22 protein-coding genes are annotated in these 26,053 nt (G+C 52.3%); 5 read left to right on the forward strand and 17 right to left on the reverse strand.

The window, feature by feature from the left end:
* Positions 1-128: 128 nt before the first annotated feature.
* The 5 genes from MKX76_RS10940 to MKX76_RS10960 all read right to left on the reverse strand — a co-directional run bounded on the left by MKX76_RS10940 (position 129) and on the right by MKX76_RS10960 (position 3,724).
* Positions 129-860: a DUF4247 domain-containing protein gene (locus MKX76_RS10940; RefSeq protein WP_007130032.1), complete on the reverse strand. Its 732-nt coding sequence runs from the start codon at positions 858-860 to the stop codon at positions 129-131.
* Positions 861-871: 11 nt separating this feature from the next.
* Positions 872-1,378 (reverse strand): DUF4178 domain-containing protein, encoded by a 507-nt coding sequence (locus tag MKX76_RS10945; RefSeq protein ID WP_007130031.1) that lies wholly within the window; start codon positions 1,376-1,378, stop codon positions 872-874.
* A 30-nt stretch (positions 1,379-1,408) separates the two neighbouring features.
* Complete coding sequence (locus tag MKX76_RS10950; protein ID WP_028403504.1) at positions 1,409-1,813, reverse strand: DUF350 domain-containing protein; 405 nt, start codon at positions 1,811-1,813, stop codon at positions 1,409-1,411.
* A gap of 132 nt (positions 1,814-1,945) precedes the next feature.
* Positions 1,946-2,617: a PspA/IM30 family protein gene (locus MKX76_RS10955; RefSeq protein WP_007130029.1), complete on the reverse strand. Its 672-nt coding sequence runs from the start codon at positions 2,615-2,617 to the stop codon at positions 1,946-1,948.
* Positions 2,618-2,701: 84 nt separating this feature from the next.
* Complete coding sequence (locus MKX76_RS10960) at positions 2,702-3,724, reverse strand: NADH:flavin oxidoreductase/NADH oxidase (RefSeq protein WP_144878232.1); 1,023 nt, start codon at positions 3,722-3,724, stop codon at positions 2,702-2,704.
* Positions 3,725-3,886: 162 nt separating this feature from the next.
* On the opposite strand from MKX76_RS10960, the gene MKX76_RS10965 reads away from it, so the two are divergent.
* Positions 3,887-4,744, forward strand: coding sequence for a polysaccharide deacetylase family protein (locus MKX76_RS10965; protein ID WP_213615060.1), 858 nt, complete (start codon positions 3,887-3,889; stop codon positions 4,742-4,744).
* 203 nt (positions 4,745-4,947) lie between these two features.
* Here MKX76_RS10965 and MKX76_RS10970 read toward each other — a convergent pair whose 3' ends face one another.
* From MKX76_RS10970 to MKX76_RS10980, 3 genes are all read right to left on the reverse strand, one after another.
* Positions 4,948-5,667 carry a 3D domain-containing protein gene (locus MKX76_RS10970; RefSeq protein ID WP_341033754.1) on the reverse strand — a complete coding sequence of 240 codons (720 nt, stop codon included), beginning with the start codon at positions 5,665-5,667 and terminating at the stop codon, positions 4,948-4,950.
* A gap of 184 nt (positions 5,668-5,851) precedes the next feature.
* A complete protein-coding gene (locus tag MKX76_RS10975; RefSeq protein ID WP_341033755.1) occupies positions 5,852-6,574 on the reverse strand; it encodes an amino acid ABC transporter ATP-binding protein in 723 nt (240 codons plus the stop codon).
* Positions 6,561-8,003: an ABC transporter substrate-binding protein/permease gene (locus MKX76_RS10980; RefSeq protein ID WP_341033757.1), complete on the reverse strand. Its 1,443-nt coding sequence runs from the start codon at positions 8,001-8,003 to the stop codon at positions 6,561-6,563. The genes MKX76_RS10975 and MKX76_RS10980 overlap by 14 nt, the downstream gene beginning before the upstream one ends.
* Positions 8,004-8,655: 652 nt before the next feature.
* Between MKX76_RS10980 and MKX76_RS10985 the strand changes: the two genes are divergently transcribed.
* Entirely contained in the window at positions 8,656-10,404 is a 1,749-nt protein-coding gene (locus MKX76_RS10985) for an alpha-glycosidase (RefSeq protein ID WP_210094597.1), read from the forward strand.
* 104 nt (positions 10,405-10,508) lie between these two features.
* Here MKX76_RS10985 and glgA read toward each other — a convergent pair whose 3' ends face one another.
* Both glgA and glgB read right to left on the reverse strand, forming a co-directional pair.
* The gene (gene glgA, locus MKX76_RS10990) at positions 10,509-11,942 is read right to left on the reverse strand and encodes a glycogen synthase GlgA (RefSeq protein ID WP_210094598.1); all 1,434 of its coding nucleotides are present in this window, start codon (positions 11,940-11,942) and stop codon (positions 10,509-10,511) included.
* Complete coding sequence (gene glgB, locus MKX76_RS10995; protein WP_341033758.1) at positions 11,939-13,972, reverse strand: 1,4-alpha-glucan branching protein GlgB; 2,034 nt, start codon at positions 13,970-13,972, stop codon at positions 11,939-11,941. Before glgB ends, glgA begins: the two co-directional genes overlap by 4 nt.
* Positions 13,973-14,197: 225 nt before the next feature.
* On the opposite strand from glgB, the gene MKX76_RS11000 reads away from it, so the two are divergent.
* Positions 14,198-15,412: a glucose-1-phosphate adenylyltransferase gene (locus MKX76_RS11000; protein ID WP_341033760.1), complete on the forward strand. Its 1,215-nt coding sequence runs from the start codon at positions 14,198-14,200 to the stop codon at positions 15,410-15,412.
* Positions 15,413-15,588: 176 nt separating this feature from the next.
* Here the strand turns inward: MKX76_RS11000 and MKX76_RS11005 are convergent, their stop codons facing one another.
* From MKX76_RS11005 to MKX76_RS11030, 6 genes are all read right to left on the reverse strand, one after another.
* Positions 15,589-16,119 (reverse strand): GNAT family N-acetyltransferase, encoded by a 531-nt coding sequence (locus tag MKX76_RS11005; protein WP_341033762.1) that lies wholly within the window; start codon positions 16,117-16,119, stop codon positions 15,589-15,591.
* 66 nt (positions 16,120-16,185) lie between these two features.
* Positions 16,186-17,637 carry a sensor histidine kinase gene (locus MKX76_RS11010; protein WP_007130018.1) on the reverse strand — a complete coding sequence of 484 codons (1,452 nt, stop codon included), beginning with the start codon at positions 17,635-17,637 and terminating at the stop codon, positions 16,186-16,188.
* Entirely contained in the window at positions 17,637-18,332 is a 696-nt protein-coding gene (locus MKX76_RS11015; protein ID WP_007130017.1) for a response regulator transcription factor, read from the reverse strand. Before MKX76_RS11015 ends, MKX76_RS11010 begins: the two co-directional genes overlap by 1 nt.
* Before the next feature lie 3 nt (positions 18,333-18,335).
* Entirely contained in the window at positions 18,336-19,664 is a 1,329-nt protein-coding gene (locus MKX76_RS11020) for a hypothetical protein (RefSeq protein ID WP_210094599.1), read from the reverse strand.
* 53 nt (positions 19,665-19,717) lie between these two features.
* The gene (locus tag MKX76_RS11025) at positions 19,718-20,437 is read right to left on the reverse strand and encodes a phosphonate ABC transporter ATP-binding protein (RefSeq protein WP_007130015.1); all 720 of its coding nucleotides are present in this window, start codon (positions 20,435-20,437) and stop codon (positions 19,718-19,720) included.
* 87 nt (positions 20,438-20,524) lie between these two features.
* Entirely contained in the window at positions 20,525-21,703 is a 1,179-nt protein-coding gene (locus MKX76_RS11030) for an MFS transporter (RefSeq protein WP_210094600.1), read from the reverse strand.
* 129 nt (positions 21,704-21,832) lie between these two features.
* Between MKX76_RS11030 and MKX76_RS11035 the strand changes: the two genes are divergently transcribed.
* On the forward strand, positions 21,833-22,750 hold the full coding sequence (locus tag MKX76_RS11035; protein WP_028403519.1) for an ArsR/SmtB family transcription factor: 918 nt from the start codon (positions 21,833-21,835) through the stop codon (positions 22,748-22,750).
* A gap of 60 nt (positions 22,751-22,810) precedes the next feature.
* Positions 22,811-23,548, forward strand: coding sequence for an HAD family hydrolase (locus tag MKX76_RS11040; protein ID WP_028403520.1), 738 nt, complete (start codon positions 22,811-22,813; stop codon positions 23,546-23,548).
* Positions 23,549-23,656: 108 nt separating this feature from the next.
* On the opposite strand, the gene MKX76_RS11045 is transcribed toward MKX76_RS11040, so the two are convergent.
* A complete protein-coding gene (locus MKX76_RS11045; RefSeq protein WP_028403521.1) occupies positions 23,657-25,939 on the reverse strand; it encodes a type IA DNA topoisomerase in 2,283 nt (760 codons plus the stop codon).
* Between the last annotated feature and the right edge of the window lie 114 nt (positions 25,940-26,053).

Consider the following 26,053-nt stretch of genomic DNA (forward strand, 5'->3'; position numbering starts at 1 on the left):
CCGAAAAACCTGAGCAGGTTTTCCTAAATCTGAACCGGACAGTCATCTCATTCTGACAAGGCAGCATATCACGATCAGTGACGAAAAAAAAGCGCACGGACAACCTGCCGTACGCTTTCTTTATTTATTCATCTTCGGCCCCGCCTGTATATCTTGCCCGAGCCGGTTCGCGTTTTCGGTTTTTTGTAGGATCGTTTAGGAGAGTCGAACAAACCGCCTCCCCGCTCGCCTCGCTCAATCGAACCTCGGGTGCCCCCGTTGTCCGGAGTTCGCTGAAACAAGCCGCCTCCCGTCCCGACCTTGTCCTGACCCCTGCGGGTAATCTTCCCGCTGCGGTCAACCGTAAGCGGAGGCGCTGCCTTCTTGTCCTGACTCGTCGGCTTGCGGTAATTGCCTTCCCTCGGTTTATACACGTCTTTGCTCGTATACCCGCGGTAGCTCCCGCCGCCGAACGTATCAAACAAATTGCCGATCAGGACCGCCGTTAAGTAGCCCTGTAGAAAGCTTGAATCATAATTACGCTGCACATATTCCTTGGAATCGATTTCAATCAGCGTATCCTCAGGCTTTTGCGGATCCTGCTGCAGATGGTAATACTCATCCCCGTAGACGAGAAACATTCGCTCATTGTCAACGGGTGAAGACTGGTCCGGCGTGCCTGCGGACATAAGCTCGTCAGCAACCTCCGGTACGCTCTTATCCGCCGCACGGTACACGTAGGATGTCGCGTTCCCATCCCGGTTCACGGATTCGAGCGGATACGTATCCGTAACATTCGGCGCTCCGCATCCGCTGAGCAAGGATACGAACAGGCTGACCACCAGCAGCACCTTGATCGTTAAAAAAGAGCGTTCCTTCATGTCACCACTCCCTACGTCGCCCGGATGACTCGTACATCCCCCGGGATCACTTTCTCTCCTTCATACAGCATAAATCTTCCGTTCTGCCATTCGATTCGCAAGAGCTTGTAGTCATCGGATTGGTATTGCCACACATGCTGCTCACCGCCCTGCATGAAAGGGGTTCGCCCCGCAATGGAGACATGTCCGCCGTATTCCTCCTCCAGATGGAAGACATGATCGTCCAGGTCAATGATGGACGGTACTTCATCCGGAGAGTCAAGGCGTCCGTCAATCGGCGTATATAGCGCGTATTGCACCGTTTCCCGTTCTTCAATGTGCAAATACGCGATACGGGCGCCATCCTGAAGCGTCAGGACAACCGCATTCCGGCCCCGGTTATGTACCCGGCCCGTTACTTCGTACGTTACCAAAGATACTTCGCATATATCCCCCGGCGCCAGCTGCAGCATGCTTTTCTCAGCTTTGGGCGGTTCAGGTTTCGCAAATAAGTTGCTGATTCGTTTCCACACACTCATCTTTCCTGTCTCCAATCTCCATTATGCGTTCTATAAGCAAGCGGTAATGATTAACGCGCCTACCACATGAAGCGAACCTGCAAACAAGCCGTATCCCGTTTTTCCATCACGAGTCCCCTTATCCAGGTTGAGGTTGGCAAAGTGGCGCAGCAGCCTTTCCGTCAAGGCCTCAAGCACGAATAAAATGACAAAAGAAACCACAGATACCATGATCGCCTCAAGCAGATGGTAGGATGTTCCGATGGACACGGACAATATATATCCCTGAGCCGCAAGCTTTAGGACCAATCGGGTCGTTACGGCCATGTTGCCGGCCTTGACCTCTTCCAGATCATTGTACTTCGTAAACAGGGAATCCACGAACATCAGTACGAACAGCAGCAGAGCGCCAACAGCGGTCCAAACCAGAACGCTCAAGATCATCTCAAAATCCATCGCCCAAACCTCCACATGATCATTCATCGATAACGACATCTCGAAAACAAAAACGAAGGAGGAGCCAAGCTGTTTCAAGCTTTAGCTCTTCCTCCCCCGCCTAGTCATTCCAATGTCGTTGCCCGGAATGTGTTATTGCTTATTCTCGTACTGCTTCATCAAAGCGGCGAGCTCATCTTCAACCGCTTTGTCTTTGCCGAGGTTTTCAAACTCTTCATCCAGGGACTTTTCGCGCTGGGACATTTCATTGCTCGCTTCCGCTCTTGCTTCCATTGCCAGCATCTTCTCTTCCATTCGCTTAAGGCCGGCAGCTGCCGTATCGGAGCCAAAGCCGTTCATCGCCTTGTTGATTTCGGTTTGCGCTTTGGCTGCATTGTAACGGGCAACCAGCGTTTCGCGCTTATTCTTCATAGCCGTCAGCTGCTTGCGCATTTCCTCCAGCTTGGAGCGCAGGTTGTCTGCCGCGAGTTTATTCTGATCGTAGCTGGCCTTGTATTCGTCGCGCTTGGCTTCAGCCGCTTTCTTCTCTTCAAGCGCCCGGCGGGCAAGCTCCACGTTCTGGGCCTGGGCGGCCGTATGCGCTTGCTGCGTACGCTTCTCGACAAGAGCTGCCTGCTCTTCGTATAGCGCCTTGAAGCGCTTCTCGATCGCAATCTGAGCGGCGACGGCCTTCTCCGCATCCTCAAGGTCTTCCGTCATATCCCGAATATATTGATCCGTCATTTTGATCGGGTCTTCGGCCTTGTCGATAATGGCGTTAATATTGGACATGGTCAAATCGCGCAATCGTTTAAATATGGACATCTTATTCTTCCTCCCGCTTTTACATTAATAATCGCTGTATGGTTATTATTTACGCCGTCCGCGTCAAAACGTTTCAAAAATTTTTTAGTAACCTCTTTGATATTGCTTCGGAACCTTCTGCTCCCCGCCGAGCGCCTTCGCAGCATGCACGGCCCAATATGGATCTCTCAGCATGCCTCTGCCGATCGCAACCAAATCCGCTTTGCCTGACAAAATTACATCTTGGGCGACTTCATAATCATCCAGCAGTCCGACGGCAATGACGGGTACCTTCAGCAATCGCTTGAAATCCGCAGCCAAGTCCACTTGATATCCCGGCGCTGCCTCCGGCCCTCCGCTTGATCCGATCGGGCCCTCGCCGCCTGAGGAAATATGAAAGATGTCCACCCCGGCGTCCTTGTATCTCCGGCAAACCTCGGCGCAGTATTCCACGTCATAGCCTCCGTCGACATACTCCTTCGCGGACACGCGCATGATGACCGGCATGCCTTCCGGAACCACTTCCTTCACAGCCTGAACGACCCGTTCGCCGAACAGGGGAAGATCTTGTCCATATTCATCGCTTCGCTGATTGGTCAGCGGGGAATGGAATTGGTGAATTAAATAGCCGTGGGCTCCATGGATCTCAACGGTGTCGAATCCGGCTTCAACCGCCCGGCGGGCCGCGTCCTTAAACGCCTGGATCAGCTCTTCGATCTCGGAGGCCGACAGCGCCTTCGGTATTTTATATTGGGAGCTGAACGCGATGGCCGACGGTGCTACCGACGGCTCCGCATCCTGCGCTTTTCTTCCGGCATGGCCGAGCTGAATGCCGATCTTCGTGCCGTAGGAGTGCACGGCTTCAACGAGCCGGCGATAGGCGGGAATATGTTCATCGCTCCAAATGCCTGTATCCTGGTTCGTTATGCGTCCGTCAGGATGGACCCCTGTCATCTCAACAATGATCAGGCCGGTACCGCCTACGGCGCGGCTGACATAGTGGACGAAATGCCAGTCGTTCGGGATTCCGTCCTCCGCTTTCACGGAATATTGACACATCGGTGGCATCACGATCCGGTTCTTAAGCGTCAAATTTTTAAAGTTATAGGGTGTAAATAAGTCTGCCAATCGAACATCTCCCTTCCGAATCCAAATATGTGATGAACACTCAACCGTTATTATACACCTTTTTCGCCCAAAAACTAAAAAGGGGCCCCGAAAGGCCTGCATGGATAAAGTTGAGGGTGGTTGGGAATACCATACAGAAAATGCTATAGGGGGCTGATCGAGATGTTCAACCGAATTCATGCAGGGTTTCGCATCCTTGGGATGATTTGCATCCTGCTCGCCATGCCGGCTCTCCCTGGACATGCCGCGGCTTTGAACGGACTGACTTCGCAGCCGGATGAAACTTCCTCCGTCATGTCCGAATCCCGCACATCCATCGAAGACCATGCGAAACGCGCTGGCGGCGGTTCAAGAGAACCCCTGTCGCTAAGCCAATTAATGAAAAAATACCCGGATACCTTCCGGACCAGCGGGCCCCGCGTAAAAAAAATCGCCTTGACGTTCGATGACGTCCCCGATCCCAGATTTACCGGAAAAGTGCTGGATGTTCTGAAGGAACATCATGTTAAAGCTACTTTCTTTGCCGTCGGCGAGCGGGCCAAGAAACATCCGGGTCTGGTCAAACGCATGCATCAAGAAGGGCATGCCATCGGGAACCATTCCTATAACCATGCACAGCTTAACAAGCTGAGCCTCCATAAATTCAAGGATCAGATCGAGCGGACCAATCAAGTCATCAAATCAATTACAGGAATCGAGCCAAGGCTTATCCGTCCGCCATATGGCGAAATTAACGAGGAGCAGCTCCAATGGGCCCGGAAGAACGGCTTCAAAGTCGTAAACTGGAACGTGGATTCATTGGATTGGAAGGGTCTTGGGAAGGATGAGGTCATGAGCAATATTCTATCCACGGTCGGGCCGGGCTCGATCGTTCTGCAGCACGCAGGGGGCGGAGTCGGCTCCGATCTGACCGGAACGATCGAGGCGCTCCCCGGTATCATTAAAGAGCTCCGAAGCAAGGGGTATACCTTCGTCACCCTCCCTGAAATGCTCGGATTGCCTGAGAGCTTCAAGCATTAGAAAGCCTCTGGTATCGCAATGCTTCCGCTCTGGTTCGCAAGCGACAAGCATAGAACAGATCAAGAGACACTTGGAATCATGGACACCAGCCTGCCACGATTTCCGAGCGCCCTATCGCATAAAAAGGCGGCGCTGCAGAGATCTCCCTGCAGCGCCGCCTTTATCATGTTCATTTACAATCCCCTATTCAACAGGTTAAACCTCTATTCGATAATGTACAATTTGATATCCTGAATGCCGAATTTGCTGACGAAAGACTGCGAGCCTGGAATAAAGATATCAATCTTGTTTCCTTTAATGGCTCCGCCGATATCGCTCGCTTCCGCGACAAATGCTTTTTTCGGAAGCCCAGGATGCTCATGACCGGTGACGAGCACCTTCGTGCCGAGCGGGATGACCTTCGGGTCAACGGCGATCGTACCGATCTCCAGCTTGTTGCCGAAGTAATCCACTGCTCCCCATCCGCCGTTCTCGCTGGCTGCTGCGGAGTATGCGGTAGCCTTTACGGACAAGGTCTTGCTGTAGTTGAAGGTCTTGCCCCAAGCTTCGACGATGTTTTTCTCATGGAATACGTTCAGGGTTGGCGAGAACCCTGTCACCGGAGCTGCCGAAGCAACCGATTTAGCGGATACGGTGCCCGGTATTTTGATCTTGAGGCCCGGGTAGATATTCGTCGCTTTGATGGTCGGATTCGCGTTCATCAGCTTGTCCAGCTTCACGCCGTACTGCTTCGACAGGAAGTAGAAGGTGTCTCCTTGCTTAGCGACATGAACAGAGCTTGCATGGGCTTGCAGCATACCGCCGCTGAATGTCAGTCCAATCGCCAGTGCGGTCATAGTGAACCACTTTGCCGTTTTTCCGGCGAATCGGGTAATCTTATCATGTTGTGCTTTTTTAAATGGTCGTTGTTTCAATGGTGTCATTTGTCGATGCCTCCTATGTATGAATCAAGCAATTTCGATGGTTAATCTGACGGAACTGAATATATCACAATTTTGTAACCAATAGCGCATGCAATTGTTACCAACAGGCACAAAAAAACAGCGTCAATACCTCAATAATTCAGGTATGACGCTGTTATCGAAATTTTCGATTCATTAAAAAAAGTTACAAAACCTTGCTTAGAAACTCCTTCGTGCGCGGATGGGAAGGCTGGCCGAACAATTGCTCCGGCGTTCCCTCTTCGATGATTTTTCCGCCGTCCATGAATAAAATCCGATCGCCGACTTCGCGTGCAAAGCCCATCTCATGCGTGACGATGACCATGGTCATCCCGCCCTCTGCCAGCTTCTTCATGACCTCAAGCACCTCGCCGACCATTTCCGGATCAAGCGCTGAGGTCGGCTCATCGAACAACATGACATGCGGCTGCATGGCGAGTGCCCTTGCGATCGCGATCCGCTGCTTCTGTCCGCCGGACAGCTGGGCAGGATATGCCTTTTTCTTGTCCAGCAGCCCCACAGATTTTAGAAGCTCGTCGGCGGTAGCTTCAGCTTCTTTGGCGGAGACGCCCTTTACTTGCATTGGAGCCAGCGTGATGTTTTGCAGCACTGTTTTGTGCGGGAACAGATTGAACTGCTGGAATACCATGCCCATTTTTTCGCGGGTTGCGTTAATATTGTGGTTCTTGGCCGTAATCAGCTCGCCCTCGAACGATATTTCGCCGCTGGTCGGCACCTCGAGCAGATTCAGGCAGCGAAGGAACGTGCTTTTGCCGGAGCCGCTGGGGCCGATGACCACGACGACCTCCCCTTTTGCGATTTCAACGTCGATGCCTTTTAAAATTTCCAGCTTGCCAAACGATTTATGAAGTCCCTTAACGGTTATCACTTGCACTCAACTTCCTTTCCCAGACACCCAGAAGCTTCGAAAGAACGAATGTCAGTATAAAGTAAATCAATGCGGCAACAAGCAGCGGATTCAGTGCGGCATACGTCATCCCGCGCAAAATCTGAGCCTGGTACATGATATCGAATACCCCGATGAACGAGACAATGGACGATTCCTTGATAATGACCACGAACTCGTTGCCGATCGCAGGGAGTACCCCTTTCAATGCCTGCGGCAGAATGATATGACGCATTGCCTTGCCCTTGGTCATCCCGAGCGAACGGGCCGCTTCCAGCTGTCCGCGGTCGACGCCTTGAATACCTGCCCGGAAAATTTCGGCCAAGTACGCCGCACTGTTCAGCGACAGCGTCAGAATCCCGGACTGAATCGGCGTAAATTTGATGTCAAACGCGGCGAGGCTGTAATGGATAATAAACAGCTGAACGAGCATCGGCGTGCCGCGCATAATTTCAATATAGGCTGTAGCTAAGAACTTCAGGATACCGACCCCGGACATGCGCATCAGCGCGATCACGAGACCGAGAATAAATCCGAAGAATACGCCAAGAGCCGATATGAGCAGCGTAAATTGAATGCCTTGCGCATAATAGTCGCGGTATTTCCAGAAAAATTCGAAGGTATTGAGGTTCTCCTTCGTACGTCCGGCGGCAAGATCACTGGCCTCGTCCACGAACTTCTGGATCTGGTTATTCTCCTTCAGCCTTTTGAGCGTTGCGTTAATGCTGTCCAGAAGCTCTTGGTTGCCTTTGCGGACGCCGATGGCATACTCGTCATTCTCCGTCGTCGGTTTAGCGTCTGTAATCGCCATCGTCTCGACATTCATGTTCGTAAGGGCGATCGGATACTCCGCCAACACGACGTCCACGCGCTCCGAGTCCAGCTGGAGCATCAGATCCGGTATTTTATCCAGGGAGACGACCTGCGCATTCGGAATCTCTTTCGCGATCGTTTCCTGGATCGAGCTCTTCTGAACGCCGATTCGTGCGCCTGCCAGGCTCTCAACGGTGTTGTATTTCTGCTCGTCTCCCTTGCGGACAACGACCGACTGCTCGGCAGCATAATACGGATCGGAAAAATCGATGCTCTTGCGCCGTTCCTCCGTCGGGTTCATGCCCGAGATCACGAAATCGACCCGGCCGCTTGTCAGCTCCGGCAGCAGCGCATCAAAGGACGTATCCTTGATGATGAGCTCTGCGCCAAGATCCTTGGCGATTTCCTTCGCGATTTCGATATCAAATCCGACGATGGTATCTACGCCGTCGATCGTTTTGTGGAATTCATAAGGCGCATAGTCGGCACTGGTGCCGAGAATGATGGTCTTCTTCTCGCCCTCTGCATGCACGATGCTTCCGAAAGCAAGCACAACCGCCATGCACAGGGTCATCCAAGCTATAAATTTACGTTTCATTTGAGTGCTTTCTCCCCTAACTGATCCAATTCATAATTCCCTTCCTTAAACCTGCGACTGAGACATTATAAAACACGATGCATGAATATGCAATGAAAATTCATGGATTTTTCCATAGCTGCTATGTTTTCAAACGCGCTTCATACCGCAAAATTATCATACAACGGTTAATATGTAATTTAGGCTGGTACATATACCATTAAAGATATTGTGCTAACATAAATCATTTTTGAGACAAGCAGCACAGGCAGAACATTTATTTAATTCCATATATTCACAGATAAATTAGAGCAGGACGATGATTTAGTTTCTGAAAACTGTTTTCTTGTCAAGCAGCAAGGACTAGTTCTTGAGTCATGTCCTGAATCATCAGCACAACGATCCTGCATCCGCTCGTTTAACGCACGGTCTCTTAAGCATCAGTATCTTGATGCATAATCTGCCCTGGCGTGCTTCATCTTATAATCGTTCGATCGGTAAGCCGCTTCGCATGAAGGGTGGATCCGCATGTTGGACGAGCACCGCATGGGTGCTTGAGCTTCTTGACAGCAGCACCGGGATGCAGCAGCACCGGCACAGCCGCGCTTTCCTACTTTGTTTCATTTTATTGGTCGAATGGTTATTTAATAGCTAAATTCAAGGAGGTGTAGCCATGCTGTTAGAAGCGCTGTATCACGTTCCAAGGGATAAATGGGCTTATGCCTATGATCCTCATACCATCCATTTAAGGGTGCGAACCAAGAAAAACGATATCGATTCGGTTGTGGCCATGACCGGAGACAAATACGATTGGGACCGGACGTACTTCGAAATCACCATGGAGAAGTCCGCCTCCGACGATATGTTTGATTATTACGAATGTCACGTCAAACCTAAGTATAAACGATTATCCTACGGCTTCCGCATTCATGCCGGCGATGAAACGGTTTATATGGTCGACAGCGGCATCGGCTGGGATTATCCTCATCCCCCGGCTGGTTATTTCGAGTTCCCTTACATACATGAAATCGATGTATTCAAGGTACCGGAATGGGCGAAGGAAGCGGTATTTTACCAAATTATGACCGAACGCTTCGCCAACGGGGATCCCGGCAATGACCCGGAAGGAACGGAGCCTTGGGGAGGCCAGCCGAAGGTTGACAATTTTTTTGGCGGCGATCTGCAGGGGGTGCTGGATCATCTGGATGATCTCGTTCACCTCGGAGTCAATGCGATTTACTTCACCCCGCTCTTCCGCTCCCCTTCCAATCATAAATACGATACCGTTGATTACAAACAAGTTGATCCGCATTTCGGGGATAATGAGCTGCTTAAAAAGGTCGTCGACACCTGCCATGCCAAGGGGATCCGTGTCATGCTTGATGCGGTGTTCAACCATTGCAGCGACCAATTCCCGCCGTTTCAGGACGTGCTGAAGAATGGCGAAAAATCCAGATATGCAGAGTGGTTTCATGTGAATGATTTCCCGTGTGAAATCCGGGACGGCATACCGACTTATGACACCTTCGGATTTTTCGGCAATATGCCTAAGTTCAATACCGCTAACCCCGAGGTGAAGGCGTATCTGCTCGATGTGGCGGAATATTGGATCAAGGAGATCAAGCTGGACGGCTGGCGCCTGGATGTGGCCAACGAAATTGATCATCATTTCTGGAGAGATTTCAGACAGGTGGTAAAAAAGGCCAACCCGGATGCCTACATCGTAGGCGAGGTATGGTCCGACTCCCTGCTGTGGCTGATCGGGGATCAGTTCGATTCCGTCATGAATTATCCGTTTGCCGACAAGGTGCTTGAGTTCTTCAACGGACAAATGGACGGCCTTACCTTCGCGAACCGGATCGGAGCGCTGCTGATGAGGTACCCTCAGCAAACGAACGAAGTCGTCTTCAACCTGCTCTGCAGTCACGACACGCCGAGGCTGCTAACCCGCGTAGGCGGGGATACACGCCGGATGAAGCTGACGGTGGCATTTTTGTTCACGTTCATGGGAACGCCTTGCATCTTCTATGGGGACGAGATCGGTTTGACCGGAGACGGGGATCCGGACTGCCGCAAATGCATGGAGTGGGATCCGGACAAGCAGGACCGGGATCTGTATGAGTTCTACGGGAGCATGATCGCTCTGCGAAAAAAACACCCCGCCCTGCGGCAAGGACGCTTCCGATTCCTTCAAGCACGGCACCATGACCCGAGCATCGTTTATGAGCGTGCGGATGATAAGATGCACTTCATCATTTGGATGAACAACAGCGACCGTCCGCGTACCCTCTCCCATCCCATCGTCACGACGGATTGGGTGGATGCCTTGACGGAAGAGCCGGTCAAGCCTGAGAAAGGAACCATGCATATCGAGCTTGAGCCGTTCGGATTCCGGATTATACGAAGAAAGCTGAAGAACTAAACTGATCCACCCCATTTTAACAAAAAGAAAGGGACTGAATCGCAGGCAGGTTGCCATCAACCGCCTGTTCATTCAGTCCCTTTCGATTTGCTCGTACAGCCTACTTAACCGGTTATGATCCGCTCATAAATATCCATATACTGCTTGGCCGAAGCGCTCCAGCTGTAATCGCCGCTCAAGGCATTCTTCGTCACTTTGCGCCAGTGCTCCGGCTGACGGTACAAGGATACCGCGCGGCGGATCGTATGCATCATATCATGCGCATTATAATTCTTGAAGGAGAAACCGTTGCCTTCTCCCGTAAACTCGTTATATGACTGGACCGTATCGTTCAACCCGCCCGTTTCCCTAACGATCGGCACGCTGCCGTACCGCATCGCAATCAGCTGGCTGATGCCGCAAGGCTCGAATTTGGAGGGCATAAGAAACAGATCGCTGCCGGCATAAAACCGCCGGGATAACGGCTCGTTGAAGCGGATCTGGGCCGACATTTTGTTCGGATAGCGGTTCGCCGCCTCCCGGAACCAATGCTCATAGGAAGGATCGCCGGTTCCCAGGACGATGAACTGAACCTCGTCGTAATATAAAAGCTCATCAAGGATCCGGATCACCAGATCGAGCCCCTTGGAATCCACGAGGCGGGTCACCATAGATATCATCGGTACATGCGGAGCCACCGGCAGGCCGAGCTCCTGCTGGAGCTCGATTTTATTTTGGGTTTTCTTCTGCAAATCGCTCCGGTACTTGACGGCCAGATGGGGATCGTTTGCCGGATTGTAGCTTTTCGTATCGATCCCGTTCACGATGCCGCTGAGCCGGGCACCTTGTGCCGATAGAAGCCCGTCAAGCCCGTAGCCGTAATATCCGGTTTGGATCTCGGATGCGTAGGTCGGGCTCACCGTGGTTACATGATCGGAATAAATGATCCCGGCTTTCATGAAGTTCAGGTTCCCATAGTATTCCACGCCGTCCGCCGTGAAATAACGGCTGTGAATGCCCAGCAGATCCACAAGCACCTCATAAGGAAACACACCTTGATACAGCAAATTATGGATCGTGAAGACGGTCTTAATGCCCGAGTAAAACGGGTCATGGCGGTAAACGTCCTCGAGTAAGAGCGGGATCATCGCCGTGTGCCAATCATGACAGTGGAGCACATCGGGCTGGTAGTCGATAACCGGCAGCATATCGAGCACCGCCCGGTTGAAATACGCAAACCGTTCGCCATCGTCCATATAACCGTAAATGCCGTCCCGTCCGAAATAATACTCATTGTCGATGAAATAAATCGTGACTCCGTCCTCCACCAAAGACTCGATCCCGCAGTATTGCTGTCTCCAGCCGACCTGTACCCGGGTCTCCCCGAGATGGGTCATGCGTTCCCGGTATTCTGCGGGGATATCCTTGTATTTCGGGAGCACGACCCGAATTTCGGTGCCGAGGCTGCGCAATGCCTTCGGCAGGGCGGCGATGACGTCCGCCAAGCCTCCGGTCTTGATGAATGGTCCGCATTCCGAAGCGGCGTATAATAGCTTCATGCCTGCTCCCCCCTCTTGCTGTTCTTGTTTGTTATTAGCCGTCCGGACGGCTTTACCTTAGCTCCCGCCCTTGCGGTTACCGCAGTGTTGGCTGCTTTAGCTGTTTTAACTGCTTTCGTCTCTTTCGCCTCTTTCGTCTCCTTCATCCTGCGCGTCTTAGGCGGCTTCTTCTTCAAGATCACCATGCCGAGCGGCGGCAGCTTAATCTCCAGGCTTTGCGCCTGCTGATGCCACGCCAGCTTCTCCGTTTTGATCTCTCCGACATTCAGCAGACCCTCTCCTCCGAAATCGGCATGATCCGAGTTAAAGATTTCGATGTACTGCCCCGGACGCGGGGCACCGATGCGGTAGGCTGCATAGGAACGCGGCTGAAAGTTGATGACAACGAGCAGGGTATCGCCCGGCTTCTTCCCTTTTCGCATAAAGGAAATCACGCTTTGACTGTCATCGTCCGCACTCAGCCACTCGAATCCGTGAATGTCATGATCCATTTCCCACAGCGCTTTCTCATTAACGTATAACCGGTTTAAAGCTGCTGTGTAATACATATGCTTCCGATGGCTTTCATAATCCAGCAGCAGCCAATCCAGCTGCTCCTCATCCTTCCATTCGATGAACTGGCCGAACTCGCCGCCCATGAACAGCAGCTTTTTGCCCGGGTGGGTCATGAGATATCCGAGCAAGATCCGAAGTCCGGCAAATTTTTGCTCGTAGCTCCCCGGCATTTTGTTCAGCAGCGATCTTTTGCCATGCACTACCTCATCGTGGGAAAGCGGCAGCGTAAAATTTTCGGAGTAGGCGTACATCATCGGAAAAGTCAGCAAGTTATGCTTCGAAGGCCGCTGATCAAAATCGTGCTCGATGTAGGAGAGGGTATCGTTCATCCAGCCCATGTTCCACTTATAGTTGAAGCCTAGTCCGCCTTCGTGCACGGGGGCGGTGACGCCCGGCCATGCGCTTGATTCCTCCGCCATCATGAGCGCATTCGGGTAATAGTGAAACACCGTTTTGTTCAGCTGCTGCAAAAACGAGATCGCCTCCAGATTTTCCAAGCCCCCTTGCGCATTCATGCTGTACTGGCCTGCGGGCTTTTCGAAATCAAGCCGGATCATGCTTGTCACCGCATCCACGCGCAGCCCGTCGATGTGATACATATCCATCCAGAATAATGCATTGGAAATCAAGTATGAAATGACTTCCGGCTTGGCATAATCGAAAGACAATGTTCCCCATCCGGGCTTCTCCGCTTTCTGAGGGTCCTCGTATTCGTACAGCGGCGTCCCGTCAAATTGGCGAAGACCGTGAGCATCCTTGGCGAAATGGGCCGGCACCCAATCCAGCAGCACGCCGATTCCGGCCTGATGCAGCTTGTCGACCAGATACATGAAATCGTGAGGCGATCCGTACCGGCTGGTCAGCGCGTAAAAGCCGGTGCCTTGATACCCCCATGAAAGATCATACGGATGCTCTGCAAGCGGCATGAATTCCACATGGGTGTAGCTCATTTCCAGCAAATAAGGGATTAAAAGCTCTGCCATTTCCCGGTATGTATAAAAAGAGCCGTCGTCCTTTTGCCGCCATGTGCCCATATGCATCTCATAGATGTTCAATGGCTTGTTAAACGGGGACTTACCCCTGCGGCGCCACGCCCCATCATTCCATTGGTAACCGGACAAATCCGTGACCACCGAAGCCGTTGCCGGCCTGACTTCGGCTTGGAATGCGTAAGGATCGGCCTTCAGGAATGTTTCCCCATAAGGGCCCATAAGCTGGTATTTGTAAAAAGTTCCAGCTTGCATGCCGGGGAAAAAACGACTCCAAATTCCCGAATCGGGTATCCTATATAACGTGTCTTTGCTGCCGTCCCAACCGTTCCAATCACCGGCAAGCCCGACTTGCTTAGCGTGCGGAGCCCACACGGTAAACCGGACGCCCTCCTCCCCTTCTTCCCGGGTGGGGTGCGCTCCCATGCATCGGTAGCTGTGGAACCAGGTTCCTTCATGAAACAAGTACACTTGTTCCGGAGTCATGTTTCCTTCCCTAATTGCTTGGCTCAATACTCTTCACCTGCTTTGTCATAAAAATCCATAGATTATTAATGCTATTACCCCATTCTAACCATGTTGAAAATAAAAAATGTCCTTGAAAAATAATTTTGTAATTTTCAATTTCACATTTCAATATAATCGTTTCAAACCCCGGAAATGACGTTTATGTATGTACAACGCTCGAAAATACATTGGGAGGGAAACGTGATGAAGAAAAAAGACTGTATTGCTATGCTTTTAGCCGGAGGTGAGGGCAAACGATTGGCTCCTCTGACTTCGAAGCTGGCAAAACCCGCTGTTCCATTTGGCGGCCGCTACCGCATAATCGATTTTCCTCTCAGCAATTGCGCCAATTCCGGTATTGACACTGTCGGAGTTTTGACGCAGTACGAGGCAGAATCGCTGCACGAGCATATCGGAGAAGGCGAGCCTTGGGGCATGGCCCGTACAAACGCAAATGGCATTGCGCTCCTTCCTTCGCACAACACGGAAACTCAGGAATATCTAGGGACTGCAGATGCCATATATAAAAACATACCATTCATTGACGAGCAGGATCCGGAGCATGTGCTGATCTTGTCCGGGGACCACATTTATCAGATGGATTACCGCGAGATGCTGGAGGCCCATAAGCGGCAGGGAGCGCCTGCAACGATCTCTGTGATGGAGGTTCCATGGGAAGAAGCAAGCCGGTTCGGCGTCATGAGTGTGGACGACAATCTGAATATTATCGAATTTGCGGAGAAGCCGGCAGAGCCGCAAAGCAATCTGGCTTCGATGGGAATTTATTTGTTCCGTTGGGACTATCTGAAGCAGCACCTGCTCGAGGATGCCGCCGACCCGAACTCCAGCCATGACTTCGGGAAAGACGTCATCCCTAAAATGCTGTCCGGCCATGAATCCTTGCTGGCCTTCCGTTTCCAGGGCTATTGGCGCGATGTCGGCACGGTCGAAAGCCTGTGGGAAGCCCATATGGATGTGCTGCGCGCCAGCGAACTCGTGCTGGAACGAACCGATTGGCCAATGTACACCCGCCCGTGGTTGTCGAAGCCTTCCACGACCCGCACCCGTAATCACGAGTACGCCGACTGCCTTATACACGAGCACTGCTCGTTCGAAGGCAAGGCGAAGAATTCGGTCGTATTCTGCGGCGCGGAAATCGGCAAATATTCCATCGTCAAGGACAGCGTCATTATGCCGAATGCCAGAGTGGGAAAGGGCGTCCATATTGAGCATGCCATCGTTGGCGAAGGAGCCGTAATCAGAGATGGCGCCGTCGTCAAAGGCTCGCCGGGCAACGTCGTGGTTGTCGGCCCTTACGAAACCGTGCTTCCAAAGCCGACGATCCGGACCCAGCCAAGCCGCCTTTTGCAGGATGTATACGAAAAGGGACGGCTGCGGGCCAACGTCTCTTCTTCCTAACATCGTATCGTTTCCCATGGACGATCGATGCAGCCAGCCATAATAATCAAAAAGCGATCCGGCCGGATCGCTTTTTTTGATGTTAAACATACTTTCGCCGATTTCGCGCAATTGCCCCAGTGCTTTCAGCTCAGCTCAATGCCGCTTCCTGTTGTACCTAAACATGCAGCCCGTGATCAGACAAACACCTTTTCGTACAAATTCACGATTCGGCCGCCCATATCCTGCTCGGCCACAAATTGAAATCCCTGCCCCACATAGAACTGGTTCAGCCCCGGGAGATGGGACACGCAGTCCAGGCGAAAGCCTGCCCTGCCCTCTGCGCGCAGCTTCTCCTCCGCGAACGACAGCATGCCTGCTCCGAGGGATAATCCCCGGAATTGCGGCCGAACGGTCAATCGATGCAAATAACCGAACGACGGGTCATCCCGCTCCCCCCAATACGAGGGATCACCGTATTGAAGGGTGAACATCCCGGCCGCTTCACCATCTTGCCGCAGCAGAAAAACCTCGCGCTCCTTCAAATACTGCTGCATAAGCTCCATCGTGAACAGGGATGGCGTCCATTGCCCAAGCCCCTGCTTCACCATCAGCCCGGCTGTCTCCCGCAGCATGGACAGCATATCGCCGGCGTCCTCCTGCACAGCCATCCCGAGCTGAAAGCTGCCTTTTGCCGTGGTAAAAATCCTCAATGCCTTATTCGACATCCTATACTCCCCCGTTCTCATAGTCATCTAAAAAAAAAGGCTTTGCCGAATCGTTTCGGCAAAGCCTTATACGGTCGGGCCGGGCATGCCTTCCTCCCCGTTTTCCAGCCCGCCGGCCACCGGAATTTTCCCTTCCGGAAGCGGCAGCTTGACAATGACGGATGTTCCATGCCCGAGCTCGCTCTCCATCTCCATCGTACCGCCATGCAGCTCAACGAGCTGCTGTGTGATCGCAAGGCCAAGACCGGTGCCGCCGTTGAGCGGATTGACCTGGAAGAAGCGATCCTTCACCCTGCGCAGATGCTCCTCCGAAATGCCGATCCCATAATCCCTGACCGTCACCGTGACGAACTTCTCCTCCATCGTAAAGTACAGGTTGATGACGCCGTTCTCATGCGAGAATTTCACCGCATTGTCCACAATATTGAGGAACACCTGCTTCAGCCGGTTGGCATCGCCGTATATGATCGGCTTCTCTTCCGACTCCAGCTTGATGGTGACGCCCTTCTTCTCGGCCTTCGCCCACAGATTCAAAATGATCTCCTGCAGCAGCTCCCGCAGATTGACGATCCCCTTCACCAGCTTCATTTCATTCTGCTGGAGCTTGGAGAAGTCCAGCAGCTCTTCCACAAGCCCGATCAAGCGGTCGGTCTCCTTGGCAATAATCTGCATCCCGATCTTTGTTTCCTCCGGATCATAGCCGCCCGAGTCGAGTGTTTCGCTCCAGCCCTTGATGCTGGTGAGCGGGGTCCGGAGCTCATGGGAGATCGAGGAGATAAAATCATCCTTGACCTGGTTGCTCCGCACGATTTCCTGGGCCATGTAGTTCAGGGTAGACGACAGCTCGCCAAGCTCGTATTTGTAATCCCCCTTGATGCGGACATTAAATTTGCCCTTGGCCATCTGGGTGGATACCGTCGTAATATTATTGATCGGCTTCACGATCGAGTTGGCCAGACCGATGCTGAACGCCAGCACGATCGCAAGCACCGCTGCCCCGATGCTGACGGCGAATAACGTCAGCTTGAGCAGTCGATCGTTAATGAGATCCAGCGACGTTACGTAACGAAGGATATACGTTTGATCGAAGCCGTTCTGAATCGACTGGGAAACAGCCATTACGATTTGTCCGGTACCGGGCTGTTTGCCGACCCAACGGCTGGTGTCGCCCGCGAGCGCCTGCGTCACGTCACTTGTCTTGATCGTTTGCTCCAGATCGAAGCCGGCCGATGTCGTCAGCACCTGCCCGGACGTGTTCAAAATTTGCAACTCGGTATTGTAGAGCTCAAAATGCCGAACCATCTCGCTCAGCTGATTCACATTATCCGACGACGTGACCCGGAACGGCTGATAGAACTCGTTCGAGAGGCGGATATGGTTGCTGACATGGTTATACACCGTATCGTAATAATAGGTTCGGATTGCGATTAGAAAGATTACTTCAACCAGCAGCAAGGCGATGAACACTACCAGGAAGTAGTGCAGCACGATTTGCCGCCGAATGCCTTTTTTGATCATTAGCCCTGACCCTTCCATTTATAGCCGTGTCCCCATACCGTTTGGAGATATTCCGGCTCGGAAGGATTGCTCTCGATTTTTTGGCGCAGTCTCCGAATATTGACGTCCACGATTTTGGGGTCGCCCATATATTCTTTGCCCCAAACATGGTCCAGCAGGACATCACGGCTAAGCGGCGTATTTTCTTTTTCCAGGAAAAACTGCACCAGCGAAAACTCGGTCGGTGTCAGCTCGACGGACTGGCCGTTCTTCTTGAATTGCTTGGATATCAGGTCAAGCGTGAACGGACCGGACTGGAACGATACCTTAGCGGCTCCGGCTCGCTGAACGTTGACCCGGCGCAGCAGGGACTGAAGCCTTGCAATCAGCTCCGTCGGACTGAACGGCTTGCTGACATGGTCGTCGGCACCGACGGACAGCGCATATACCTTGTCCTGCTCCTGAACCTTGGCGGTCAGAAAGATAATGCCGATTCGCTCATTCGTCTCCCGAATTCTCCGGCACACCTCGAACCCGTCGATCCCGGGAACCATGACGTCCAGCAATGCGATATCGATGTCTGGCGTCGACTGCAACAGGCGCAGCGCTTCGTTACCGTCTCCGGTCTCGAGAACTTCAAACCCGTTGCGTTTAAGATTGATCACGATAAAACTGCGAATGGATTCTTCGTCTTCCAATATGAGTACTTTACTCAAGATCTAGTTCCCCTTTCTTTCGATAGGAGCCACATTGTTGCTTGGCTTGTTCTCTTTTTTGCTAAGCTTTAGATCGCCGTGGCTTCGGTACGCGATAACGCGGCTTTTTTCCTTCACTAAAATCTCCCAATCGGACTCAGCCTCCGCCCACTGGGCCATCGTGAAAAATTTAATCTCCGCCACTGATTCACCAGAATCGATCATCACGAAATTCAGATAGGAATCTTTGTTGGATTCCGGGGTAATCGTAATCTGGTTGTACAGGTCGGCCGGGAAATCCAAATAGAAGTGGTTATTGATATCATAGTATCTTTGAAGCACGAATTGCAGTCCTTCATTTTCATTCACTTCGCGAATTTCTCCGTCCCACTGATAATAGGTGGTAAAGTAAGGGATTTCCTCGAAGAGCCGGTCCTCCCAGCCTGCCGGTCTTTCCAGCAATCCAATCTCCAGAGTGCCGTCATCGTTCACGTCTTCGCTCTCGATCGGCAGCTCTTTGAAGGTCAGCAGCTCATCCTGCAGGATATCGACAAACTTATTATCCTCCATGATGATCAGCTTCGAATAGGAGGAATTGGATATAACCGAAGCATCGAGAATTATACCTTCTTTATTTTTAGCCACTTTCCCTGCGACAACATTGTAATAACTTTCAATATTCGGTCCGAGATCCAGCTTATCCAGCTCAACGAAGGCTTCCTCGAACTTGTCATATTGATACGTGCTGACGTACGACAGCTCTTTCTGCTGGAGATAAACGACGGTAATATCCTTGATCTTGTCGCCGTTCAAATCCCCGATATTAAAGTGGGTATAAGGCAGCGGAGCTACCTTCTCGAGCGAGTTGCCCGAGAACGAATAGACGATCAACAGGTTCTGAAGATTCTCCTCGCCGCGGGAGAAGCCTGCAACGATATCGACCTTGCCGTCATTCGTGAAATCTACGAAATCAAACGATTCCAGCACGGTCCCTTCCCCGTCAAAATCCAGCAGCTTGACCCAGGCATCTCCCTGCTGCTGCATGATCATGCCGTGGATCTTCACTTCTTCATCCGGCGTCTGATAGAAGACGACCGCTTCCAGCACACCGTCATTGTCCAGATCCTGAATGCGGATCGAGCTGCTGTCCACGTCGCTCCTTGGTCTGATGATTGCCCCGGTATCGGTCTTCCGTTTCTGAAGGGCTGTCTGGATCGCGCCGTGCAGCGTCGCTTTATCCGCAGGCAGTTCCGGCTTCTTCATCAGCGAGACCGGATCCTGAATAAACGTGCAGCCGCTAAGCAGAAACAGCAGCAAGCCGGACAGCAAGGCTTGTATCACTCTATATTTCAATCCAGATCATCTCATTTCTATTCCATAGCCTCATTTATAAAACCTACAGATAATTACAGTCTTGACTTCTCGCCATGAGTTAAACGCCGTCCCGTCACGTCGACGACAAGCTCTCCGCCGGCGAGCCCCATCACGCGGGTGCAGTATTTTTCCGCCAGCTCCAGCGGGATCACCGTAACGACCGTAAGCCTTTCTTCATCACATAGGGTCTTTAACGTTTTGAGCACGTGCTCGGCCGATCCCGGATCCAGGCCCGTGACGGGCTCGTCCGCAAGAATCACCTTCGCTCCGTGCACAAGCGCCCGGGCGATTGCGATCCGCTGTCTTTCTCCCCCGCTTAGCTCCCCTGCTTTGCGGTGGGCCTTGTCCAAAAGCCCCAAATGCTCGATCGTATCCATGGCTCCCATATAATCATCCGAGCGGACCATGCCGGTAAGCATCCGCCACCATGGCGTCTGGCTCGATTGTCCGATCAGCACGTTTTTAAGTGCAGTGCGATTGACGTTTAAGGAAGGGTTTTGCTCGAGATACGCCCATTCCCGGCGAATTTTACGTTTACCCGCGGGATTCATCATATCTTCGCCGTCAATCGTCAATTTGCCGCCGTCCCATTTTTCCTGCATGGACAGGCAGCTCATCATCAAGCTTTTTCCGCTTCCGCTCGCACCGATGAGTCCGATCATTTCCCCGCGCTCCATCTGAAAGGTGATATCCTTCAGCACCGGCGTGCGGTCAGGACCTATCGTTTTCTTCAGCCGATCCACTTTAATCATGTTATCGTCTCTCCCGTCAAGTGCGTATTCCTACTCTCTAGTTTAGAAGAAAGCGAGGGCAATTGCCATGAGAACAAACATTCGCATTTACAGCTTTGAATCGGCAGCAGGTTTAAACAGCGCACCCGCACATCCAAATAGAATGTACAGTCCTCCGAGCAGGAAAAATATGCCGCCATTCCACCCGGTCTCCATTAATGCTCCGCCCGCATTAGGGCCCGCAATGCTCCCGACATTAAAGTGAAAAGAGGCGACGACGTTCGCTGCCGGAAGGAGCAGCTTCGGCAATATATCAGCCGCGTAAGCAAGTCCTAGCGAAAAGAAGGAGCCGACGAGGCCTCCGGCAGCCGTTAACAATATGAGAGTTGCCCAAAAATTCGTTCCTGCCAGCGGAATGAGCGCGAAACACAGTCCGCCGGAGATCCCTGCGATCACCAGTACGCGCTTGCGGCCGAACTTATCGCTCCATATGCCGAGCGGGAGCTGGAGCAGCAGCCCTCCGATCCCGACAAAAGGCAGCAGCATCGATATTTCGTCCAGCGTAAACCCGCTTCTTAACCCGTAAACGGGAAAATTGCTGTTCATACCGGCTTCCATATACCCGTACAGGAATGCCGGCAGCAAAGCGTACCATGCCAAACGGTAGCTTCTCATATATCTTCCGGATGACGTCTGATCGCCGCCTTCGACTTTTTCAGGCTTGATGTTCGGCAGCTTGACCAGCACAATGATCAGTATGAACAGAAACTGCACCGCAAGGACCACGAATGGAACGGCCTCTCCGTATTTGAGGAGCGGAATCCCAAGCGGGCCGATGCTGAAGCCTAGCCCGTAAGACATGCCGTAGAAGGAGATGCTCCTGCCCCGGTTCTTAGACGTTGACATCATCAGCACCCATAGCTGGGCTGCATAATGCAGAGCGCTGTCACCGATTCCGACTAGCAATCTAAGCACAAACCAAAACGCAACGCTTGGGATCAGCGGGAACGCAAGCAGCGACAGCATCACCAAAACAAGTCCGGACGCGATCAGCTTTTTAAAGCCGATCAAGCCCAGCAACCTCTCCGCAACCAGCGTCATCGCGAAAGAGCCGACGTACAGCGCAGCGGCGTTCAAGCCGTTCATCGAGGATGATATCCCCATTCGTTCTAGAAATATCGCCAGCACGGGCAGCAGCAGTCCCTGGCTCAGGCCCGCCGCTACAACGACGGCAATTAATATGAAATAATGAGTTCTCCCTTGACGGGGTTGTGCAGCTTCTGTCACGTAAAACAAGGCCTCCTCTATGTAGAAAAAACAATGAATTTAAACAGCCAAATGAACATTATAGTGGACAAGCCCAATCGATACAAGCCATAATAATAACAATGCCATCAATTGGGAGGGTATCTGTAAATGAAATATAAAGTGCGTATCGATGTATCCATGGTATACGAGCTGCTGGGCAGCTTCATGATATATGCAACGAGAAAATGGACCGATAACCTGGACATCGGCAAGCGGCTCATCACCGAAATGGACGAGCGCATGCCGGAGGATGCAAGGGTGCGGTTCATCGCGGCCCGGCAGTGGCCTTTATCCGATTACGACGTGCTGTATGCGCTGGTCATGCTCCGGGGTGATCATCAGGAGATCCCCGATTTCCTGGACTGGATCGAAAACTCTTCAATCGATGCATTAGGCGAGCTGCTGTATCCTCATCTTCCGTCCTTGTCCCGGGATGAAATCGCAAGAATCCGCGAAAGCTATATACCGCTAATGAAGCTCTGGCATACGCATTACTTCTCCTCCGTCGAGAACGAGCTGCGTCAGCTGCTTGAGGAGGATGCCGAAGAGAAACAAACGCTGCTTCCAAAGATGGACGATGAGCATCTGATCGAATACGCGACGAGCGGCGTTATTCTGGATCAGGTGCCACAAGAGAACGTCGTTTTGTTCCCCGGCACCCATTTCCGCCCGATCAATACATATTGCTTCTATGAAAATACGCTGCTGCTTCAGTATCCGATCGATATTCCGGAAGAGGATGAGGACGAGCCGCCTGTCGTCCTGCTGCGCATGACCGAAGCGTTGGCCGATCCGGAGCGTCTGCGCCTGCTCCGCTACATCGCCGATGAGCCGAAGGCCGTGTCGGAGATGGCTGCTGATCTGAACCAGCCTTACGAAGAGCTGATGCATCATCTGATGATTCTTCGGGCGGCGGGGCTGCTGCGCTCCCACTTGAAATCCGAGAACAACGAGCGGTTCAGCCTGCGTCCGGATGGAGCCTCCGAGCTTCAGATGTTCCTGGAGGATTATATCCGTTTGACGTGATCCCGCGTAAGGTGACGCGGACGACGATGTACATGAAATAACCGCAAGAAGGAGACAACCATGAGCATAACACCACAGCATATCATCTTCGATATGGATGATACCTTGATCCACTGCAATAAATACTTCGATTTGATACTCGGGGATTTTTTCGAATGGATGACCGATTGGTTTTCACCCTTTGGCTTGACGACCGAGGAGGTCCGGAGCAAGCAAATCGAAATCGATATTGCCGGAACGAAACAGCTCGGCTTCGCCAGTACGAACTTCCCGCAATCCTTGATCGCCACTTATCGGCATTACTGCGAAGCTCACGGACGGACTCTGTCGACTATCGAGGAAGAGCAGCTATTCGTTCTCGGCATGAGCGTCTATGATCAGGAGGTTGAACCTTATCCCGGTATGGTGGAAACGCTGGAGCGGCTTCAAGCCGACGGGCATCGACTGTACTTGTATACCGGCGGGGAAGCACGCATTCAGCAGCGTAAAATCGAGCAGATGAAGCTCGCCGACTATTTCGGAGACCGGATCTACATCCGCCGGCATAAAAATATAGAAGCCCTTGAGGAAATAGTCAGTGCCGGAAGCTTTGACCGCTCCCATACCTGGATGATCGGCAATTCCCTTCGCACCGATGTCGTGCCTGCACTTACCGCCGGCATCAACAGCATCTATCTCAAGCAGCAGCGGGAATGGGAATACAATCTCGTAGAGCTGAAGCAAGAGCCTCATAACGTTCTGTATACGGTGTCCGCGCTGACCGAAGTCCCGGATGTCATTCATCATCATTTCATGTAAATTCAATCGGGGTACCCTGAAGGTTGTTACAAACCTTAAGCAGGGTACCCCTTTTTTTTCATTATTTTAAAAGTCGATTCTATCCCTATACTAACATCGATGCTATTATTACTGTCGAACCGCTGTCCCCGCCTCGGTTTCGAGGGACAGCTTGCCGTCGCCTCCGGATGACAACACCATTCGGGCTTTATACGTGCTTCCGTCCTCGCGTTTAAATGCCAGCAGCTTCGTTCTGCCCTGCTCGAGCAGTGATTTCAGCATGGCCTGGGATATCGATTTGCCGGCAAACTCCTTCCAGATGACGAATGAGCATCCGGACTTGAAGTTGGCGCAGCCGTATCCTTTCCGGCCCTCAATAATTTGACCGCCGCAGCCAGGCCTTGGACAACGGCCAAGAGGCTCGCGAATGGACGGAACCGGAGTATCCGGCTTATTCGGCGACCGCTCCGGACGCTTTCGAGCCGCCGAAGGATTCCCGGCGGCCGCCTTACTGCTTCTTCCCCTGCCTTTTCCCTTCGGCTTGTCCTCATCTCCGCCAAACAGGGAGGGCGGTGCCGGCGGCTGCGAAGACACTTTATTGATTATGGAAACCGTAAACTTCTGGACATTCTGCATGAACGTTTCTGCAGACGCCTCTCCCTTGGATATTTGGTGAAGCCTCCGCTCCCACTGCCCGGTCATTTCCGGCGAAGCAAGAAGCTCGACGCCGGCGTGGCGGATCAGCTCGACGGCAGTCCTCCCTTTCTGCGTAACCGTGATTTTCTTGCCCTGCATCGTAATATAACCGACCTTCTTCAGCCGTTCGATCGTTGCCGCTCGGGTGGCCGGCGTTCCGAGGCCGCTGTCCTTCATTGCATCCCTCAGCTCATCGTCCTCAATGGACTTGCCGGCACTCTCCATCGCTTTAAGCAAGGTTCCTTCGGTATAGCTCTTCGGCGGCTGTGTGGCCTTCTCCTTTACTTCCGATTTCCGGCAAAACACCGGACGGTCCGGTGCGATATCAAATGAACGGTCGTTCCATTCCTGGGTTTCGTCCTCCTCCTCGTCTTTACCTTTGCGGGACGATCCCTTCGACTTCTTCTGTTCCTTATCCTTCTCGATAAGCACCTTCCAGCCTAATGACAGCAGCTCCTTGATCCCGGTCTTGAACGTTTCGCCTTCAACCTCGGTCAACACCGTATGCTGCTTGTACAATGCAGGCGGATAAAAGTGCGAAAGAAAGCGGATGATGATCAGGTCGTAAATATGCGCTTCTTCCTTGCTCAGATTGCCGGGCCGCTTCAGCGTCGGCAGGATTGCATGGTGATCCTCTACCCGCTGCGGATTACAAACCGCCTTGTTATTGATATGGACACGCTTTGGATCCGCTCCTTCCGCCATCTGTCCGTAGGAGGTCGATTTCAGCATATGGAGCGCCTTGTGCATGCCTTCGATATTTTGCTCGTTCACATAGTTGGAATTGGTACGCGGATAAGAAATCACCTTATGCCGCTCGTACAGCGCTTGTGCGAGGTCCAGCGTCTTCTTGGCCGAATAGCCATACTTCGCATTGGCCTCGCGCTGAAGCAAGGTCAGATCATACAGCTTGAACGGGTATTCCTTCGTTTCCTTGACTTCATATTTGGCGACCGCCCCTTGCTTGCCTTGAACCTTTGCAGCGATCGCGTCCGACTTCTCCTTCGAGGTTAGCCGTTCCCCCTGCCATGTTCCCGTATATTCAAGCTTTTCCTGACGAAACAAGGCTTTGACTTCATAGAAGGTCTGGGACTCGAATGCCTCGATCTCCTTCTGCCGGTCATAGATCAAAGCCAGCACCGGCGTCTGCACCCGTCCGACGGATAATAGGGTCTGATGGCGTGTGGTGAACGCACGGGATGCGTTCATGCCGATCAGCCAATCCGCCTCGCTGCGGGCACGCGCCGCTTGCGTCAAATCCTCGAATTCCGCCCCGTCCTTCAGCTCGGCGAAGCCTTTAGCGATGCTTTCCGGCGTTAAGTCCGATATCCACAGCCGCTTGACAGGCTGTCTTAACTTCAGCTGCTGCTGGATCAGAGCAAAGATATACTGTCCTTCGCGCCCCGCATCGCATGCATTGACGATGTGACTGCAACGCTTGGCCACTTCCCCGATGACCTTCAGCTGATCCTTCGTTTTCGGATTCGGAACGATTTTGAATTGCTCCGGTATGATTGGCAAATCTCTTAAATTCCATCGCTTGTATTTCGGATCATAGGCATCCGGCTCCGCCAGACCTACGAGATGTCCGATTGCCCAAGTGATAATATACTGCTCGCCCTCCAGATAGGTGCGGTGATTCTTCGCCCGTGGCTCGATCACCGCCGCGATATTCCGTCCCATATCCGGCTTTTCGGCAATGACCAGTGTTTTCATCTGACATTCTCCTCCCGGCCGAGTTCGCAGCAATATGCTATAGGCCGCTAACTCCAAAAAGGACTTCGCGGCTGCGAAGTCCTTCTTCTAATACAAACTATAGCATATTTAAGA

The organism is Paenibacillus sp. FSL R5-0810 (assembly GCF_038002285.1).
Taxonomy (GTDB): domain Bacteria; phylum Bacillota; class Bacilli; order Paenibacillales; family Paenibacillaceae; genus Paenibacillus_AQ; species Paenibacillus_AQ lactis.

Coding starts and splice junctions, on each gene's coding strand:
- MKX76_RS11000 (WP_341033760.1), top strand. CDS start 14,198: ATGAAGAAAAAAGACTGTATTGCTATGCTTTTAGCCGGAGGTGAGGGC.
- MKX76_RS10985 (WP_210094597.1), top strand. CDS start 8,656: ATGCTGTTAGAAGCGCTGTATCACGTTCCAAGGGATAAATGGGCTTAT.
- MKX76_RS10980 (WP_341033757.1), bottom strand. CDS start 8,003: ATGAAACGTAAATTTATAGCTTGGATGACCCTGTGCATGGCGGTTGTG.
- glgA (WP_210094598.1), bottom strand. CDS start 11,942: ATGAAGCTATTATACGCCGCTTCGGAATGCGGACCATTCATCAAGACC.
- MKX76_RS11040 (WP_028403520.1), top strand. CDS start 22,811: ATGAGCATAACACCACAGCATATCATCTTCGATATGGATGATACCTTG.
- MKX76_RS11045 (WP_028403521.1), bottom strand. CDS start 25,939: ATGAAAACACTGGTCATTGCCGAAAAGCCGGATATGGGACGGAATATC.
- MKX76_RS11035 (WP_028403519.1), top strand. CDS start 21,833: ATGAAATATAAAGTGCGTATCGATGTATCCATGGTATACGAGCTGCTG.
- MKX76_RS10955 (WP_007130029.1), bottom strand. CDS start 2,617: ATGTCCATATTTAAACGATTGCGCGATTTGACCATGTCCAATATTAAC.
- MKX76_RS11005 (WP_341033762.1), bottom strand. CDS start 16,119: ATGTCGAATAAGGCATTGAGGATTTTTACCACGGCAAAAGGCAGCTTT.
- glgB (WP_341033758.1), bottom strand. CDS start 13,972: ATGACTCCGGAACAAGTGTACTTGTTTCATGAAGGAACCTGGTTCCAC.
- MKX76_RS11025 (WP_007130015.1), bottom strand. CDS start 20,437: ATGATTAAAGTGGATCGGCTGAAGAAAACGATAGGTCCTGACCGCACG.
- MKX76_RS10965 (WP_213615060.1), top strand. CDS start 3,887: ATGTTCAACCGAATTCATGCAGGGTTTCGCATCCTTGGGATGATTTGC.
- MKX76_RS10940 (WP_007130032.1), bottom strand. CDS start 860: ATGAAGGAACGCTCTTTTTTAACGATCAAGGTGCTGCTGGTGGTCAGC.
- MKX76_RS10950 (WP_028403504.1), bottom strand. CDS start 1,813: ATGGATTTTGAGATGATCTTGAGCGTTCTGGTTTGGACCGCTGTTGGC.
- MKX76_RS11010 (WP_007130018.1), bottom strand. CDS start 17,637: ATGATCAAAAAAGGCATTCGGCGGCAAATCGTGCTGCACTACTTCCTG.
- MKX76_RS10970 (WP_341033754.1), bottom strand. CDS start 5,667: ATGACACCATTGAAACAACGACCATTTAAAAAAGCACAACATGATAAG.
- MKX76_RS10945 (WP_007130031.1), bottom strand. CDS start 1,378: ATGAGTGTGTGGAAACGAATCAGCAACTTATTTGCGAAACCTGAACCG.